The following is a 16311-nucleotide window of genomic DNA, read 5'->3' on the forward strand; positions in this document are numbered from 1 at the left end:
CGTTCGGCGGGGCGGCGATCAGCGCCAGCGCCTGCTGTGGACGAGCTCCCGCTCGGCGCCGGGGTCCCCGGCGAAGTCATGGCCCACCTCGCCGGTGGACGCGTTGACGACGAGGCTCGCCAGCGACGGCTCCCCCCGGCGCCGGCAGTCCTCCGACAGGAGGTCGAGCAGCCGGCCCATCCCCTGCACCAGGTAGGGCAGGCCCAGCTCCTCGCGCAACTCGCCGTACGTGATCGTGGCGCGCGCCTCGGCGACCTCGATCAGGTGGTCGCGCACGCGGGGCAGCCACTCGTAGGCGGTCTCGGTGACGGTCACGGCCCGCCCCTTGAGGACCACCTTCTCGCCACGGCGGAGCGTCAGGGCCATGCGGTCAGGGTGGCAGAGTCAGGGGCCGGGCTCCGCGCGGGAGCCCGGCCCGACGAGCCCGGCCCCGGCGGCGTGCCGAGGCCGGGCCAGGGTCAGCGCGTCGTGCGCCCGCCGCGCAACGCGACGGTCGCGGCAACGCCGACGGCGGCGAGCGCGACCTGGACGATCAGCTCGATCCAGTCCAGGCCGTCGGTGTCGCGCAGCGGCCCGACGATCGCGCTGCCGATGAGGGCGGCGACGATCCCGATGACGATCGTGAGCCAGATCGGGATGTTCTGCTTGCCGGGCACGACGAGCCGGCCGAGCGCTCCGATGATCAGGCCGATGACGACGGCGCCGAGAATGCCTTCGATGGTCATGAGAACTCCTCCGGGATAGGACCGGCAGCTCTCCTGCCCGCACGCGTGCCCGGGGAAGATGACAACGGCTTGACGATTGACGAGGCGGACGGCCATCCCCGGCGGCGAAGCAGTCCGTCCGGCCGCCGCAGCGTCACCTCCCCGGGACGCAGTGTTCATCACAGAAGGTGGGGCTGGTCACTTCACGTCCCTAACGTCCCTTTCGCCGAGCACGCCACGCGTGCAGGCGCTCACAGCTCGTGGCCACGGCGTACGGCCGCGGGCACTGATGAAAGGGAAGACGTGAAGACTCTCAAGTCCGTCAGGGCGCGCGTCGGGGCTCTCGTGCTGGCCACCGCGGCGATGGGCGGGGCGTTCCCCGTCGCCACCGCCGCGCCGGCCTCGGCCGGGACGTGCACCCCCGTCATCGGCTGCGGCCACATCCACAACACCTGGTCCTCGCCCGGCATCCTCACCGTGACGTGCGACCTCGGGAACTACTGGGACGAGGCGAGGTCCACCCCCACGCCGCGCGGCGCCGAGGCGGTGTGCACCGACGACGACGCGTACCTGCTGACCGCCGGCTGGTGTGCCTACGAGTCCGGCTACCCGTCGATGTCGAACTCGGTCTACCGGGTCGGCCGAGGCGCCAACGGCGACAGCTCCAGCGCCTGGGTGAAGGTGCTCAACGGCCAGCACCGCTGGGTCCACTACTTCCGTTGCTGACCCGGGCAGCCGTCCCGTCCGGCGGCTGACGTCCTCGAAGCGGCGCCCTCCCCGCAGGGAGGGCGCCGCTTCAACGTGCTGCCCGACGGGCCCGGCCCGCTACGCCAGCCGACGGCCCTTGGCGTGCCAGTCGCGGATCGTGTCGATCCGCGCCTGCACCTGCTCGGCCGAGGCCTTCACGGTGGGCGGCCCGCCGCACGTACGCCGCAGCTCGCCGTGGATCACGCCGTGCGGCTGCCCGGTGCGGTGGTGCCAGGCGGCGACGAGCGCGTTGAGCTCCTTGCGCAGCCCCGCGAGCTTGTCCGCGTCGAGCAGCGGCGTGGCCGGCGCCGGCGCCGGCGCGGGCTCGGGGACGGTCGCCTTGCGCCCCTTGGCCAGTTGCTCGGCCTGGCGCTGCTTGAGCAGCTGGGACACCTGCTCGGGCTCGAGCAGGCCGGGCAGCCCGAGGTAGTCCTGCTCCTCCTCCGAGCCGACCTCGGCCTGCAGGCCGAACTCGCCGCCGTCGAAGAGCACGCCGTGGAAGGTCGCCTCCGACTCCAGCGACTCGAAGCTCAGCGCCTCCTGGCCCCCGTCGGGGCTGTCGCGCCGCCGGTTGGCCTCCTGCAGCAGGGCGGCCTCGGGGTCGTAGTCGCCCTCCTTGACCGGCTTGTCGAGCGCGTGGTCGCGCTCGCGCTCCATCGAGTTGGCGTGCTCGAGCAGGATCGGCACCGTCGGCAGGAAGACCGACGCGGTCTCGCCGCGCTTGCGGGCACGGACGAAGCGCCCGATCGCCTGGGCGAAGAACAGCGGTGTCGAGTAGCTCGTCGCGTAGACCCCGACCGCCAGCCGCGGCACGTCGACGCCCTCGGACACCATGCGCACCGCGACCATCCAGCGCGAGGTCGACGCGCTGAACTCCGCGATCCGCTTGGAGGCCGTGGGGTCGTCGGACAGCACGACGGTGGGGGCCTCGCCGCAGATCGCCCGCAGCCGGGCGGCGTAGGCGCGCGCCGTCGCGTGGTCGCTGGCGATGACCAGCCCACCGGCGTCGGGGACGTGGCGGCGAACCTCGGTCAAGCGCTTGTCCGCCGCGCTGAGCACCTGCGGCACCCAGTTGCCGTACGGGTCGAGCGCGGTGCGCCAGGCCTGGGCCGTCAGGTCCTTGGTCAGCTGGTCCCCGCCGAGCGAGGCCGCGATCTCGTCCCCGGCCGACGTGCGCCAGCGCATGTTGCCGCCGTACGCCAGGAAGATCACCGGGCGGACGACCCCGTCGCGCAGCGCGTTGCCGTAGCCGTAGGAGTAGTCGCTGACCGACGTGCGCACGCCGTCGTGGTCCGGCGCGTAGGTCACGAACGGGATCGGGGAGGTGTCCGACCGGAAGGGCGTGCCGGTCAGTGACAGCCGGCGCTTGGCCGGGTCGAACGCCTCGCGCACGGCGTCGCCCCACGAGAGCGCGTCGCCGGCGTGGTGCACCTCGTCGAGGATCACCAGCGTCGGCCGGGCCTCGGTGCGCGCGCGGTGCAGCATCGGGGCCATCGCCACCTGGGCGTACGTCACCGCGACGCCGGTCAGCCCGGCCGCGTGCGCGCCCTGCGCGTTCTTGAACTCGGGGTCCAGCGCGATGCCGACGCGCTGGGCGGCCTCGGCCCACTGCCGCTTGAGGTGCTCGGTGGGCGCGACGACGGTGACCGCGCGGACGACCCCCTGGCCCAGCAGCTCGGTGGCGATCCGCAGCGCGAACGTCGTCTTGCCGGCGCCGGGGGTCGCGACCGCGAGGAAGTCGCGCGGGCTGCTCTGCAGGTACGCGTCGAGCGCCTCCTGCTGCCACGCGCGCAGCCGGGGGGCTGTGCCCCAGGGGGCGCGCGAGGGATAGGCGGGAGGGAGCGAGGAGGCGGCTGTCGTACTCATAAGCCCGGGCAGGCTAACCCGGCACCCGTGATCGACATGCCGAGCCGCCGGCTCTGCCCGGCGAGTCCCCCCGTCCGTGGTATCGCGTGCCGCGTCGTCCTCACGCCATCGCCGCAGGAGCCCGGGAGGGCCCGAGCCGGGTGGCGAGGAAGGTGCCCACGAGCGTGACCGTGCCCATGAGGCCGAAGATCGCGAGGAACGACCCCGCCCCCCATCCCGCCTCGACCCCGAGCGCGCTGTGCAGCACCCCCGCGCCGGCGATGAGCAGGGTTCCGCCGAGCGCGTCGGACAGCTGCAGGGCTGCGATGTCGCCGCCCCGCTCGGACTCCTCGGATCGCTCGAGCAGCAGCACGCTGACGCCGGAGACCGACAGGCCCATGCCCAGCCCCGCGAAGGCCCAGCCGACGGCGGCGAGCGCCGGCGGCAGCGACTCCGCGAGCGCGGCGGCGACGAGCCCGATCCCCGCGAGGACGGCGACCGTCCCGACCCCGATGAGCAAGGGGCGGTGCGCGGCCGCGGCCGGCCGGCCCTGCCAGAGCGAGCCGCCGGCCCAGCCGACCGCGGCGGTCGTGAGGGCCAGCCCCGCCACGCCCGGGCTGAGCCCGCGCTGCTCGACCAGCATGAGCGGGATGAAGGCGTCCGCCCCGAAGAACGCGCCGGCCATGACCCCGCGCAGCAGGACGATGGAGGGCACGCCGCGAGCGGCGCGCAGCGTGCCGGCGGGCAGCAGGTGGCGCAGCGTCGGGGCCATGAGGGCCAGCCCGGCGACGGCGAGCGGCACGGCGGCCAGGTCGAGGCGCTGCCCGGCGTACTGCAGGAGGACCACGCCGAGCGCGAGGACGCCGGCCCGCCACACCCGCCGCCGGCTCTTCGCCGCCGACATCTCCGCCTCGCCGGCGCCGACCGCCATCGCCGGCACGGCGGCCAGGAGCGCCGCCGCCGCCAGCGGCACGACCCCGAGGAAGACCCACCGCCACGACACCGACTCGGCGAGCCACCCGGCGACGCTCGGCCCGAGCACGCTCGGCAGCACCCAGCAGGCGGACAGCAGGCTGAGCGCCCGCGGGCGCAGGTGCTCCGGGTACGCCGCGGCCACCGCCACGTAGATGGCCACGATCGTGCCGCCGGACATGCCCTGGACCGCGCGGCCGGCGATGAAGACCGGCATCGAGCTGGCCGTGCCGGCGACGACGAGGCCCACCATGAACGCCCCGACCGCGCCCGCGACCACCGCCCGCGGGCTCAGCCGCACGGCGAGGTCGCCGGCCACCACCATGGAGACCAGGGAGACGGCGAGGAACGCGCTGAAGCCCCACGCGTAGAGCGCCTCGCCGTCGAGCTCGCGCGCGACGACGGGCATGGCGGTCGCCACCGCGATCGACTCGAACGCGATGGCGAGGACGAGCGCGACGATGCCCGCGGTCAGCCGGCGGTGAGGGCGTGCGAAAACGCCCCCCGACCGGGCGGCCGCGGGCTCAGCAAGGGGTGCCAGGGGAGGTGCCGCGCCCGCTCAGTCGTCCGAGCCGTCGTCGCCCGGGGGCAGCGACTCGTAGATCTCCTTGCAGGTCGGGCAGACCGGGTAGCGCTGCGGGTCGCGGCTCGGCACCCAGACCTTGCCGCAGAGGGCGCGGATCGGCGTGCCGGTCACCATCGCCTCGACAATCTTGTCCTTCGGCGCGTAGTGCGCGAAGCGCTCGTGGTCGCCGTCGTCGTTGCTCGTCTGCGGGGTCCGCTCGACCTCCTGCTCCAGCAGGGTGCCGCCGCCGAAGCCGGGCTCGTCGAAACCGGGGCTGCTCATGCGGGCATGCTACGGCGCGCGCGGGGCTTCCCGGGCCGCGCCCGCACGAGCCCGCCCACCCGGAGGCGCCCGGGTCAGTTGCGGCTCGGGTCCTCGGGCATCGTCGACAGCAGTGCCCGGCGGTCGGTCTGGCGCCGCAGCACTGCCCGCCACAGCCCTTCGGGGCTCGTGCTGAACGCGTCGCCGGGCAGCGAGTCCACGACGAGCCACGCGTCGGCCGCCAGCTCGCCCTCCAGCTGGCCGGAGCCCCAGCCCGCGTACCCGGCGAAGACCCGCATCGCGGCGGTGCGGCTGGCGAGGATCTCCGGCGGGGCGTCGAGGTCGACCAGGCCCAGGGCGCCGACGACCTGGCGCCAGCCGAGCGGCTCGGGGTCCTCGGCCGCGGGGACCGTCGCCAGCAGGGCCAGCGCCAGCGCGCTGTCCAGCGCGACCGGGCCGCCACGGAAGACCACGGAGGGGTCGGACATGTGCCCGGCCCAGGACGGCAGCGCGTCGGCGACGGGCACGTCGGTCGGCCGGTTGAGCACCACGCCGAGGGCGCCGCCGCCGTCGTGGTCGAGCACGAGCACCACGGACCCGGCGAAGCTGGGGTCGACCAGCGCAGGTGCCGCGACCAGCAGCCGGCCGGCCAGCTGGCCGGCTCCCGCGCCGGCCCCCTCCGACATGCTCCGCCCCTCGGTCATGGCCTCCCCGTCACTGCTCCGCCCGCCCCGCGTCCGGGGGCGTGCCCTTCCGCTGCCGGCGGGCCCGCTCGACGCGGTCGAAGTGGTGCCCGGCCACGAGCGCCCCAAGCGCGATCCCCACCACGTCCGCGACCGCGTCGAGGACGTCGCCGCTGCGCCGCGGCAGCAACGTCCCCTGCAGCACCTCGCTGATCACGGCGTGCGCGCCGAGGACGCCGAGCAGGGCGGCGGCGGGCAGCCGGAGCCGCAGCCCGGACCACGCGACCAGCCCGAAGATCGCGGCGTGCACGGCCTTGTCGAGGTACGGCACCCCTCCGCCGGGGCCGGAGGACGGCGTGTACACGACGACGAGCTGGAGCACGATCGCCGCGACGAAAACCGCCCACCGGGCCGGCGTGCGCAGCGAGCCGCCCCGCTCGACGGGCTCGGACGCCTGCTCGCTCGTCGACGTCACGCGCGCTCCTCCACGTCCTGCTCCCCGGGCAGCTCGTCCAACGGCTGCGCGGCCACCGACGTGCCACCGCGGGCCGCCGCCGTGCGGACGGCCGAGGCGACGGCGTCGGCCACCCCCGGGTGGAACACGCTGGGGACGATGTACGCCGCGTTGAGCTCGTCGTCGGCGACCACCGCCGCGAGGGCACGCGCCGCGGCGAGCAGCAGCTCGTTCGTCACGCCGCGGCTCTGGGCGTCCAGCAGGCCGCGGAACACGCCGGGGAAGGCGAGCACGTTGTTGATCTGGTTCGGCGCGTCGCTGCGACCGGTCGCGACGACCTCGGCGTGCTCGGCCGCGTCGACCGGGTCCACCTCCGGGTCCGGGTTGGCCAGCGCGAACACCACCGAGCGCGGCGCCATGGTGGCGATGTCGTCGCCGGTGAGGATGCCGGGGGCGGAGACCCCGACGAAGACGTCCGCGCCGGCGAGCGCGCCCTTCAGCGGCCCCTGGTAGCCGCGCGGGTTGGTCCGCCGCGCGATGTCGCAGAGCCGCTCGTCGGTGGCGGGCCGGTCCGGGTGGAGCGCGCCGTGCTCGTCGCAGACGACCACGTCGCGTGCCCCGGCGGCGAGCAGGAGGTCGAGGATCGCGGTGCCCGCCGCTCCGGCGCCCGCCATGACGATGCGCACGTCGGGCAGCGCCTTGTCCACCACGCGCAAGGCGTTGGTGAGCGCCGCCAGCACGACGATGGCGGTCCCGTGCTGGTCGTCGTGGAAGACCGGGATGTCGAGCAGATCGCGCAGCCGGCGCTCGACCTCGAAGCAGCGGGGGGCGGAGATGTCCTCGAGGTTGATGCCGGCGAACACCGGCGCGATCCGCACCACGGTCTCGACGATCTCGTCGACGTCCTGGGTGTCCAGGCAGATCGGGAAGGCGTCGATGCCCGCGAAGCGCTTGAACAGCGCCGCCTTGCCCTCCATCACCGGCAGCGCGGGCTTCGGCCCGAGGTTGCCGAGCCCCAGCACAGCCGACCCGTCGGTCACGACGGCGACCGTGTTGCGCTTGATGGTCAGCCGCCGGGCGTCCTCGGGGTTCTCCGCGATCGCCAGGCAGACCCGCGCGACGCCTGGCGTGTAGACCATCGACAGGTCGTCGCGGTTGCGGATGGGGACCTTCGAGGTGACCTCGATCTTGCCCCCGAGGTGCAGGAGGAACGTCCGGTCGGAGACCTTGCCGATGGTGACGCCGTCGAGCCGGCGCAGCGCGTCGACCAGCTCCCCGGCGTGGTCGCTGGAGCGGGCCGCCATCGTGACGTCGATCCGGACGACCTTCGGGCCGCTGGCGGTGACGTCGAGCGCCGACACGACGCCCCCGGCCTGCTCCACCGCCGCGGTCAGCCGGCTGACGGCCCCGCCCGCGGCCGGCAGCTCCAGCCGCACGGTGATCGAGTACGACACGCTGGGCGCCAGGGTCATGTCGGAGATGGTGCCACCCGCAGGTGGGTACGACGCGCAGGTGCAGACTTTCTTGCCGTACCCGGACTTCGTGGCGAGCGCCCAGGCCCTCGACGACAAGCGCCTGGGCAAGCAGCGGGTCGAGACGTTCCAGATCCTGCGCGCCCTCGTCTGGCCCCAGTACGGCTGGAAGAACCATCCCGCCACCCGGATGTGGCGCGGCTTCACCCCCGCGCTCGTGGCCTACGGGCTGGCGACCTGCGACGTCTGGGAGCGCCGCGGGCGGGCGGAGGCCACCCGCGCGTCCCTGCTGGCGTTCACCGGCGGCCGGGAGCCGCAGTGGGAGCAGCTGCTGGAGCAGGGCCAGCTGCCGCCGTGGCTGGGCGAGGAGGCGTTCCACCTGAGCCACCGGTCGGCCCTGCTGCGCAAGGAGCCGGAGTACTACCGGGACAGGTTCCCCGGGACGCCCGACGACCTGGACTACCTGTGGCCCGCCCCCGCCTTCCCCCGGTGGCCGATCCGGCGCGGCCGGGAGAAGGAGCTCCCGGTGTACGCCGCGCTGGAGCTGCTCGGGCGCGCCGAGGCGACCGAGGAGCAGGAGAAGGCGGTGTGGGCGCTGCAGGACGGCGAGGACGCCGAGCTCACGCTCACGCAGGAGAGCGAGGTGACGGCGTCCGGGCTGCTGGCCGGGCTCTGCACCCCCGGCGCCACGCTCTGGGTACGCCGCGGCCCCGCCCTGCCGCACTCCCCCGGCGCGCACGAGCCGCACCGGCCGCCCGCGCCGGGGGCGAAGACCTCGGCCTCCATCGCCAAGCCCCCGACCCCGGACGCGGTCGCCGCGATGGAGGCCGAGGCCACCGCCGAGCCGGAGTTCCGGTTCCTGCGTCCGGCGTCGGTGACGCGGGCGTCGGCGAAGGGCGCCGGCCTCGTCGTGGTGGACGTCGACGACGACGAGCCACCGGTCGAGCTGCCCGCGCTCGGCCTGCCCGTGCTCACCCTGCGGGGGGCTCGACCGGAGGAACGTCCAGCGTGAACCAGACGACCTTGCCGTCGGGCAGCGCCCGCGCACCCCAGTTGCGGGACAGGGCCTGGACGAGCGCGAGCCCGCGTCCGCCCTCGTCCTCGAAGCTTGCGTGGCGCAGCCGCGGCAGCCGGGTGTCGGAGTCGCGCACCTCGATGTGCAGGCTGCGCTCGGCGCGGCGCACGAGCAGCTGGCAGCTGCCCCGCGGGGCGTAGCGGATCGCGTTGGTCACGACCTCGCTGACCAGCAGCTCACCGGCGATCGCGGCCGGGTCGTCGCCGAGGCCCCAGCGCTCGAGGGCCGCGGAGAACATGGCGCGGGCCGGGGAGACCGCCGCGGGGTCGGGCGGCAGCGTCGCGGACACCACCAGCTCGTCCTGGCCGAAGCTCGCGCGCACCAGCAGCACCGCGACGTCGTCCGGGCGCCCGGGCGCGTGCTGAGCGCCGGCCTTGATCGCCGCGTCGCAGAGGCCGTCGAGGTCGTCCCAGCCGTCGCGCAGCGCCTCCGCGAGCCGGGCGATGCCGTCGTCGACGTCCTGGCCGGGCGCCTCCACGAGCCCGTCGGTGTAGAGCGCGAGGCCGGTGCCGTGCGGCATCGGCACCTCGAAGTCCTCGTAGCCCAGGTCGGCCCGGACCCCGAGCGGCACGCCGACGGGGCCGCGCAGCACCTCCGGCTCGCCGCCCGGCGGCACCAGGATGGGCGGGACGTGGCCGGCGCTGGCGAGCGTCAGCGTGCCCCGGCCCGGGTCGAAGACGGCGTAGACGCAGGTGACGATCTGCCCCTCGGCCAGCCCGGCGACAGCGAGGTCGAGCGCGCGGAGCACCTCCGACGGGGGCGGGTCCTGGTACGCGAGCACCCGCACCGCCGTCCGCACCTGGCCCATGACGGCAGCAGCGTGCAGCCCGCGGCCCATGACGTCGCCGACCACGATCGCGACCCGGCCGCTCGGGAGCGGGATCACGTCGGCCCAGTCGCCGCCCACCTGGGTGCCGGTCGCGCCCGGCAGGTAGCGCCAGGCGGCGTCCAGCCCCTCCGTCCCGGTCAGGACCTCGGGCAGCAGGCTGCGCTGCAGGGCGACCGCCGCGGAGCGCTGCTGCTCGTAGGAGAGCGCGTTGGCCACGGCGACCGACGCCCGGTTGACCAGGTCACGCGCGAGCTCGGCCTCCGCCGGGCCGTACCTGCGCCCGCTGCGCGAGAGGACCATCGTGGTCACGCCGATGACCTGGCCGGCCACCATCATCGGCAGCACGAGCACGCTGCGCCCGCCGACGGCCTTGACGAAGCCCGCGTCCTTGCCCTGCGGAACCTGCTGAGGCACGGCGTCGACGTCCGGGACCAGGTGCTCCTCCCCCAGCTCGGCGGCGCGTCGCAGCGGGTGGCCGTGGGGGTAGTCGTAGACCTGCCCCACGTGGCGGACGGCCGCCGGGGGGACGTCGACGCCCTCGGCGTGCCGGATCGCCGTGCGGCGCAGCCCGCCGTCCTCCTCGCGCAGGTCGACGAAGGCGTGGTCGGCCAGCGCGGGGACGATGAGGTCGCAGAGGTTCGACATGGTCAGCCGGGGGTCGAGCGACCCGGCGAGCAGCTCACCGGCGCGCACGATGAAGGCGAGCCGCTCGGCCGCCTCCGCCCGCTCCTGCTGCGCCCGCCGCTGCGACGTCACGTCGCGGATGATCGAGCCGACGCCGACCGGCTGCCCGGCGTGCTCGAGCCGGAAGAACGAGCCGAGCCAGGTCCGCGCGCCGCCGGGGTCGGCCCCGCTGCCCCCGCTGTCGCCGGAGGTGACGATCTCGACGTCCGGCGCCGGGGCGCCGGTGCGCAGCACGCGGTCGACGACCTCGTCGACGTCGGCCGCGACGGTGGGCAGCGCTTGTGTGAAGCGTTGGCCGCGGTGCTCGTCGTCGGGAACGCCGTCGAGCAGCTCCAGGGCCCGGTTGACCCGGGTGAACCGGCCGCGGGTGTCGAAGACCGCCAGCCCGACCGGCGCCTCCCGGAAGAGCGCGTCCACGAGCGCGAGGTCGCGCCGCGTCGCCTGCCGGCGGCGGGTGTCCTCCAGGACGGCGACCGCGCCCGCCGGCGCACCGTCCGCGTCGCGCAGCGGGGTGCCCTTCCAGGACAGCGCCCGGACGTCGCCGTTGCCGAGCCGGACGGGGGTCTCGCGCGCCATCGGCTCACCGGCGAGGAGCCGTCGGACGGCGTCGACGAGGCTGTCGTCCTGGCCGAGCAGGACGCTGCGACCGGCCCACCGCCCCGCGGGCAGCTGGAGGAGCTCCGCGGCGGCGCTGTTGCACACGGCGATGCGGCCTCGGGCGTCGAGCACGATCGTCGCCACCGCCAGCGCGTCGAGCACGTCGGCCAGAGCCGGGCCTGCGCTCCCCGCCGGGACGCCCGGCTCGCCTGCGGGCAGGGGCGCCTCGGACGCCGGCACAGGCGGGGACCCGGCCGGTGGCGCGGCCTCCTCGTCGCGCTGCATCGGCGAAGTCACGTTCGTCACGGTAGTGCCCCGTTGGTCGGTCAGGGGGGACAAGCCTGCTGCTCGCCCCGGTCAGCGCAGCCGGAGACCGGTCGAGAACCGGTCGAGAACCGCATCGAGGCGCGCTCGCGAGCGGTCCGGCACCTCTCGGGCTCAGCCTGGCGGCAGCCCCGGCGGCGCGGGCGGGGGCGGGGGCGGCAGCGCCCCTGGGTCGGGCGAGGGCTCCGGCACCGGCGGCGGCAGCTCGGTCGGGTCGTCCGGCAGCAGCGGCCCCGGGTCGTCCGGGATCGGCTCTGCGGGGTCGAGCGGCGGCAGGTCGGGCACCGGCTCCGGCTCGGTCTGCGGCAAGGTCATGACCCCCAGGCTCCCCCCGGCGCGCCTGCCCTGAAACGGCCTCGACGGCTCGTCGCCCCCCGCGGCGACGGCAGCGCCTACGCCGCGACCGCGTACTCCTGCCGGCTGCGCAGCAGCACTCCCCGCGGCCCCACCAGCGCGAAGCTCACGACGAAGAGGGCGCCGGCGACCAGCGCGTCGAGCCAGTAGTGGTTCGCCGTCACGACCACGACGATCAGCGTGATCGCCGGATGGGCCAGGATCAGGTAGCGCCAGCGCGAGCGGATCGTCGCCATGACGGCCGCCGCCACGATGATGGCCCAGCCCACGTGGAGCGAGGGCATCGCGGCGTACTGGTTGGCCAGGGCCGTCGCGGTCGGGGAGGAGTAGACGGACTCGTTGTAGTAGAGCCCGGTGTCGACGAAGCCCGGCAGCATCCGCGGCGGGGCGAGTGGCAGGACCACGTGGAGCACGAGCGCGACCATCGTCATCGTGGCCATGACCCGCCGGACCCAGAAGTAGTGGCCGTGGGCGAAGAACCAGAGGCCGAGCAGCATGGCGGCGGCCGCCGGGAAGTGCACCCAGGCGTAGTACTTGTTGGCCAGTTGCACGAGGTCGGGTGACCCGAGGGCCAGGCTCTGCGCCCACGCTTCCTGCGGCAGCCGGAGCACGCGCTCCAGGTGCAGGATCGCGTAGGCGTTCTGCTTGGCCGTCGCGACCGACTCAGCGCTGAGCAGCCGGCCGAACTTGTAGACCACGAGGAGCACGGCGACCAGCAGGAGCTCCCTCGCCCCCTGTGGCACCCGTCGCCCGGCGCCGCGTACGACTCCCACGACCGCAGTCACCTGACCTCCCCTCGCCGTTCATCAGCCTCTCATCTGATCGTGCCGCCCGCGGGAATCGGCACGCATCGTCCGGCGGGATGACCGGGCCCGTACACCTCTCGGCCGATCCCCTAGGGGCTGAGCGCCGAGGGTTGCAGCCTGATACCGCCGCCGCCGGGACGCAAGGGAATACGCACGGATGGACGTACCAGGGCGAAGCGGCCCGGCAGCACCGGGTCCCCGGGGAAGAGATGTCCTAAGCTCACTGTTGAACGTTCAATGACGCGCGCCGACCCACGGAGCATCTCCATGACCGACGTCACCTCCGCCACGCCCCCGACGCTGCACCCGCTGCTGGCCGACCGCTGGAGCCCGCGCGCCTACGACATCGCGCACGAGCTCGACGAGGCCGCCCTGCACTCCGTGCTCGAGGCGGCCCGCTGGGCGCCGAGCGCGGTGAACCGCCAGCCGTGGCGGTTCCTCGTCGGCCGCCGGGGCGACGCGACGTTCAAGGGGGTCTACGACGCGCTCATGCCGGGCAACCAGCTCTGGGCGGGGTCCGCGTCCGCTCTCGTCGTGGGGCTGGCCGCGACGGTGGACGCCGAGGGCGCGCCCTTGCGCCACGCGCCGTACGAGCTCGGCCTCTCGGTCGCGCAGCTCACCCTGCAGGCTCACGCGCTCGGCCTGCACGTCCACCAGATGGCCGGCTTCTCGGACGAGGCGCTGCTCGCCCAGTTCGACGTCCCGGCCGGCTACGAGGCCTTCATCGTGCTCGCGATCGGGCGCATGGGCGACCCGGAGGGCCTGCCGGAGGCCCTCCGGGCGCGCGAGCTTGCCCCGCGCGAGCGCATGCCGCTGCCGCAGATCGCGTTCAGCGGCAGCTGGGGCACGCCCGCCGTCGGCTGAGCGCCGCTACGACCAGGCCGCGGTGAGGCGCTCGAGCTCGTCCGAGGACAGCTCGAGCGTCGCCGCGGGGAGCACGTCCGCCAGCTGCTCCGGCGTGCGTGCGCTCGCGATGGGGGCGACGACACCGGGCTGCACGCGCAGCCAGGCCAGCGCCACGGCGGCCACGCTCGTGCCGTGGGCCTGCGCGGTCTCGTCGAGCGCGGCGAGCAGGCCGGCGCTGCGCGGGTCCTGCAGGTACGCCGCCGCTCCCCCGCTGCGCACGCTGTCCACGCTGGCGCCGGGACGGTACTTCCCGGTGAGGAAGCCCGAGGCGAGCCCGTAGTAGGGCAGGAAGGCGAGCCGCTCCCGCGTCACCAGCTGCTGCAGGCCCGCGCCGTACTCGTCGCGGTTGACGAGGTTGTACGCGTTCTGCAGGGCGACGAAGCGCGGCAGCCCCTCGCGCTGGGACACCGCGAGGAACTCGGCCAGCCGGCCGGCGGAGAAGTTGGACGCGGCGACTTGACGGACCTTGCCGGCCCGGACCAGCTCGGCGAAGGCGCCCAGGACGTCCTCGACCGGGACGCTCGGGTCGTCCTCGTGGGCGTAGTACAGGTCGATGTAGTCGGTGCCGAGCCTGCTCAGCGACTCGTCGGCCGCCTTCGCGATCGTGGCCGGCGCGAGCCCGCGCAGCGCCGAGTGCTTGGCGACCTTGGTCGCGACCACGACCTGCTCGCGGTTGCCGCGGCTGCGCATCCAGGCCCCGAGGACCCGCTCGGACTCGCCCCCCGAGTTGCCGGGAGCCCACTCGGAGTAGACGTCGGCCGTGTCGACGAAGTTGCCGCCGGCTGCTGCGTACGCGTCCAGCACCGCGAAGGAGGCCTGCTCGTCCGCGGTCCAGCCGAAGACGTTGCCGCCGAGGCAGAGGCCGAAGACGTCGAGGCCGGTGGTGGGGATCGTTGCCATGGGACGCTTCCTACCCTCCGGGCGCCGCCCGAGGCCGTGAGGTCGGCCTCACCCGGGTCAGTGCTTGGCGCGCAGCGCCGCCTCGCGCATGACCTCCTGGTCGTCCCCGCCCGGGGGCTCTGCCGGGCGCAGCCACAGCCAGGCCAGGAAGACGACGCCCAGCGCGAGCATGCCCAGCCCCGCCCACAGGTTGATGTCGATCCCCTGCGCCTTCTCGGCCGCCTCCTCGCCGTCGACCAGGCCGGCGATCGTCACGATCACGCCGTACACGACGAACAGCCCGCCGATCATCCGCCGCACGTCGAACAGGCGGGCGGCACCGGTCGAGGCCTGCGGCTCCCCCGAGCTGTCGCCGGGGGCCGTGCTGCGCGGTTCCTGGGCCATGCCGGGCCTCCTCAGTAGAACGGGATGTAGAGCACGACGGAGAGCACCAGCGCCCCGGCGCCCAGCAGGACCGGCGAGCGGTACCACGCCTCGTCGCCCTTGAGCAGGTCCGCCGGCTTGCTGGCCGCGGTGCCCTTGCCGCCGTAGGTCAGCGGGGCGATCTCCTCGACCGGCTTCGGCGTCGTGCGCAGGCTCACCGCGACCGAGACGGCGATGTCGACGACGAACGCGAGCCCGGCGCCCCACATGCTCTCCTCCAGGTCGGACCGGAAGTCCACGACCCCCGTCTTGTAGAGGACGTAGAGCGTGAGGGACGCGAGCGTCCCGCTGAGCAGGCCCCAGAAGCCGGCCTTCGGCGTCATGCGCTTCCAGAACATCCCGAGGATGAAGGTCGCGAACAGCGGAGCGTTGAACAGCGAGAACAGCGTCTGCAGGTAGTTCATGATGTTGCTGAAGCCGGCCGCGATGAACGCCGTGCCGATGCCGATGCCCACGCCGGCCACGGTGACCCACCGGCTCACCCTGAGGTAGTACTCGTCCGGCCGGTCCTTGCGGACGTACTGCTGCCAGATGTCGTAGGTGAACACGGTGTTGAAGCTGGACACGTTCGCCGCCATGCCGGCCATGAACGCGGCCAGCAGGCCTGTGACGGCCACGCCGAGCACGCCGGAGGGCAGGTACCTCTCCATGAGCAGCGGGATCGCGTTGTTGTACTCGAAGTCCGCGCCGGCCTTCTCGTCGCCCAGCTGCGGGATGAGCACGAGCGCGATGAGGCCCGGGATCACCGTGACCAGCGGGATGAAGATCTTCGGGTACGCGGCGATGAGCGGCGTGCGCCGTGCCGCGCTCATGTTGCGGGCGGAGAGGGCGCGCTGGACCTCGGCGAAGTTGGTCGTCCAGTAGCCGAAGCCGAGGACGAACCCGAGGCCGAAGACGATGCCGAGCCAGTTGGCCCCGATCGGGTTGGTGCCGGTGCCGAACCCGGTGCCCTCCCACGCATGGAGGTACGCCTCCCCGCCGCCCTGCGTGGCGCGCACCTTCTCCTCCAGGCCGCTCCAGCCTCCGACCTCCTTGAGGCCGATCACGACGACCGGGATGAGCCCGGCGAGGATGACGAAGAACTGCAGGACCTCGTTGTAGATCGCGGACGACAGCCCGCCCAGCCCGATGTACACGAGGACGAACGCGGCCGCGACGCAGATCGAGACCCACAGCGGCCAGCCGAGCATCGCGCGCATGACGATGGCGAGGGCGTACAGGTTCACCCCGGCGATCAGCACGGCCGACAGCGCGAAAGTGACCGCGTTGAGCAGATGGGTCGAGTCGTTGAAGCGCAGCCGGAGGAACTCCGGCACGCTGCGGACCTTCGACCCGTAGTAGAAGGGCATCATCACGATGCCGAGGAAGACCATGGCCGGGATGGCGCCGACCCAGTAGTAGTGGACGGTCGCCACGCCGTACTGCGCGCCGTTCGCCGCCATGCCCAGGATCTCGATGGCGCCGAGGTTGGCCGCGACGAAGGCCAGCCCGGTCACCCAGGCCGGGAGCGCACGGCCCGAGAGCAGGAAGTCCAGGCTGGTTCTGATGGCCCGTCTGGCGGCGAAGCCGATGCCCAGGACCGTCGCGAAATACAGCGCGAGGATCAGGTAGTCAAGGGGCGACATGTCCAGCCGCAGCGCGCTCACGGACGGCGCTCTTCTCCCCAGCCCCATGATCCAAACCCCCCGTGACGTTGCGTCGCCGCGGGCG

17 protein-coding genes are annotated in these 16311 nt (G+C 74.1%); 3 read left to right on the forward strand and 14 right to left on the reverse strand.

What is annotated here, in order from left to right:
* Positions 1 to 18 precede the first annotated feature (18 nt).
* Positions 19 to 366, reverse strand: a complete 348-nt coding sequence (locus tag G9H72_RS08360; protein WP_166169745.1) for a hypothetical protein — start codon at positions 364 to 366, stop codon at positions 19 to 21.
* 92 nt (positions 367 to 458) lie between these two features.
* Entirely contained in the window at positions 459 to 725 is a 267-nt protein-coding gene (locus tag G9H72_RS08365) for a GlsB/YeaQ/YmgE family stress response membrane protein (RefSeq protein WP_166169747.1), read from the reverse strand.
* A gap of 282 nt (positions 726 to 1007) precedes the next feature.
* Between G9H72_RS08365 and G9H72_RS08370 the strand changes: the two genes are divergently transcribed.
* Complete coding sequence (locus G9H72_RS08370) at positions 1008 to 1430, forward strand: hypothetical protein (RefSeq protein WP_166169749.1); 423 nt, start codon at positions 1008 to 1010, stop codon at positions 1428 to 1430.
* Positions 1431 to 1529: 99 nt separating this feature from the next.
* Here G9H72_RS08370 and G9H72_RS08375 read toward each other — a convergent pair whose 3' ends face one another.
* The 6 genes from G9H72_RS08375 to G9H72_RS08400 form a co-directional block, all read right to left on the reverse strand.
* The gene (locus G9H72_RS08375; RefSeq protein ID WP_166169751.1) at positions 1530 to 3317 is read right to left on the reverse strand and encodes a DEAD/DEAH box helicase; all 1788 of its coding nucleotides are present in this window, start codon (positions 3315 to 3317) and stop codon (positions 1530 to 1532) included.
* 100 nt (positions 3318 to 3417) lie between these two features.
* Complete coding sequence (locus tag G9H72_RS08380) at positions 3418 to 4809, reverse strand: MFS transporter (protein WP_331272113.1); 1392 nt, start codon at positions 4807 to 4809, stop codon at positions 3418 to 3420.
* Positions 4810 to 4827: 18 nt separating this feature from the next.
* Entirely contained in the window at positions 4828 to 5115 is a 288-nt protein-coding gene (locus G9H72_RS08385) for a DUF3039 domain-containing protein (protein ID WP_166169755.1), read from the reverse strand.
* 74 nt (positions 5116 to 5189) lie between these two features.
* A complete protein-coding gene (locus tag G9H72_RS08390; RefSeq protein WP_166169757.1) occupies positions 5190 to 5780 on the reverse strand; it encodes a YqgE/AlgH family protein in 591 nt (196 codons plus the stop codon).
* Between the two features lie 28 nt (positions 5781 to 5808).
* Positions 5809 to 6252 carry a VanZ family protein gene (locus tag G9H72_RS20940; RefSeq protein ID WP_196790897.1) on the reverse strand — a complete coding sequence of 148 codons (444 nt, stop codon included), beginning with the start codon at positions 6250 to 6252 and terminating at the stop codon, positions 5809 to 5811.
* Positions 6249 to 7703: an NAD-dependent malic enzyme gene (locus G9H72_RS08400; protein ID WP_166169759.1), complete on the reverse strand. Its 1455-nt coding sequence runs from the start codon at positions 7701 to 7703 to the stop codon at positions 6249 to 6251. Before G9H72_RS08400 ends, G9H72_RS20940 begins: the two co-directional genes overlap by 4 nt.
* Before the next feature lie 40 nt (positions 7704 to 7743).
* Here G9H72_RS08400 and G9H72_RS21425 point away from each other — a divergent pair, with 40 nt between their 5' ends.
* Positions 7744 to 8715, forward strand: a complete 972-nt coding sequence (locus tag G9H72_RS21425) for an MSMEG_6728 family protein (protein WP_331272103.1) — start codon at positions 7744 to 7746, stop codon at positions 8713 to 8715.
* Here G9H72_RS21425 and G9H72_RS08410 read toward each other — a convergent pair.
* From G9H72_RS08410 to G9H72_RS08420, 3 genes are all read right to left on the reverse strand, one after another.
* On the reverse strand, positions 8675 to 11185 hold the full coding sequence (locus G9H72_RS08410) for a SpoIIE family protein phosphatase (RefSeq protein WP_166169760.1): 2511 nt from the start codon (positions 11183 to 11185) through the stop codon (positions 8675 to 8677). The genes G9H72_RS21425 and G9H72_RS08410 overlap by 41 nt on opposite strands.
* A gap of 141 nt (positions 11186 to 11326) precedes the next feature.
* Positions 11327 to 11527 carry a hypothetical protein gene (locus G9H72_RS08415; protein WP_166169762.1) on the reverse strand — a complete coding sequence of 67 codons (201 nt, stop codon included), beginning with the start codon at positions 11525 to 11527 and terminating at the stop codon, positions 11327 to 11329.
* Positions 11528 to 11604: 77 nt separating this feature from the next.
* Positions 11605 to 12351, reverse strand: a complete 747-nt coding sequence (locus G9H72_RS08420) for a phosphatase PAP2 family protein (RefSeq protein WP_166169764.1) — start codon at positions 12349 to 12351, stop codon at positions 11605 to 11607.
* Between the two features lie 288 nt (positions 12352 to 12639).
* Here G9H72_RS08420 and G9H72_RS08425 point away from each other — a divergent pair, with 288 nt between their 5' ends.
* Positions 12640 to 13236 carry a nitroreductase family protein gene (locus G9H72_RS08425; RefSeq protein ID WP_166169766.1) on the forward strand — a complete coding sequence of 199 codons (597 nt, stop codon included), beginning with the start codon at positions 12640 to 12642 and terminating at the stop codon, positions 13234 to 13236.
* 6 nt (positions 13237 to 13242) lie between these two features.
* Here the strand turns inward: G9H72_RS08425 and G9H72_RS08430 are convergent, their stop codons facing one another.
* Genes G9H72_RS08430 through G9H72_RS08440 form a run of 3 tightly spaced genes read right to left on the reverse strand, consistent with a single transcriptional unit; the run spans position 13243 to position 16274 of the window.
* A complete protein-coding gene (locus G9H72_RS08430) occupies positions 13243 to 14178 on the reverse strand; it encodes an aldo/keto reductase (RefSeq protein WP_166169768.1) in 936 nt (311 codons plus the stop codon).
* A gap of 57 nt (positions 14179 to 14235) precedes the next feature.
* The gene (locus G9H72_RS08435; protein WP_166169770.1) at positions 14236 to 14562 is read right to left on the reverse strand and encodes a hypothetical protein; all 327 of its coding nucleotides are present in this window, start codon (positions 14560 to 14562) and stop codon (positions 14236 to 14238) included.
* 11 nt (positions 14563 to 14573) lie between these two features.
* On the reverse strand, positions 14574 to 16274 hold the full coding sequence (locus tag G9H72_RS08440; protein ID WP_166169772.1) for a sodium:solute symporter family protein: 1701 nt from the start codon (positions 16272 to 16274) through the stop codon (positions 14574 to 14576).
* Positions 16275 to 16311: the final 37 nt, after the last annotated feature.

Source organism: Motilibacter aurantiacus (assembly GCF_011250645.1).
GTDB classification, from domain to species: Bacteria; Actinomycetota; Actinomycetes; order Motilibacterales; family Motilibacteraceae; genus Motilibacter_A; species Motilibacter_A aurantiacus.

Coding starts and splice junctions, on each gene's coding strand:
- G9H72_RS08425 (WP_166169766.1), top strand. CDS start 12,640: ATGACCGACGTCACCTCCGCCACGCCCCCGACGCTGCACCCGCTGCTG.
- G9H72_RS08365 (WP_166169747.1), bottom strand. CDS start 725: ATGACCATCGAAGGCATTCTCGGCGCCGTCGTCATCGGCCTGATCATC.
- G9H72_RS08430 (WP_166169768.1), bottom strand. CDS start 14,178: ATGGCAACGATCCCCACCACCGGCCTCGACGTCTTCGGCCTCTGCCTC.
- G9H72_RS08360 (WP_166169745.1), bottom strand. CDS start 366: ATGGCCCTGACGCTCCGCCGTGGCGAGAAGGTGGTCCTCAAGGGGCGG.
- G9H72_RS08440 (WP_166169772.1), bottom strand. CDS start 16,274: ATGGGGCTGGGGAGAAGAGCGCCGTCCGTGAGCGCGCTGCGGCTGGAC.
- G9H72_RS08390 (WP_166169757.1), bottom strand. CDS start 5,780: ATGTCGGAGGGGGCCGGCGCGGGAGCCGGCCAGCTGGCCGGCCGGCTG.
- G9H72_RS08400 (WP_166169759.1), bottom strand. CDS start 7,703: ATGACCCTGGCGCCCAGCGTGTCGTACTCGATCACCGTGCGGCTGGAG.
- G9H72_RS08435 (WP_166169770.1), bottom strand. CDS start 14,562: ATGGCCCAGGAACCGCGCAGCACGGCCCCCGGCGACAGCTCGGGGGAG.
- G9H72_RS08375 (WP_166169751.1), bottom strand. CDS start 3,317: ATGAGTACGACAGCCGCCTCCTCGCTCCCTCCCGCCTATCCCTCGCGC.
- G9H72_RS08415 (WP_166169762.1), bottom strand. CDS start 11,527: ATGACCTTGCCGCAGACCGAGCCGGAGCCGGTGCCCGACCTGCCGCCG.
- G9H72_RS08385 (WP_166169755.1), bottom strand. CDS start 5,115: ATGAGCAGCCCCGGTTTCGACGAGCCCGGCTTCGGCGGCGGCACCCTG.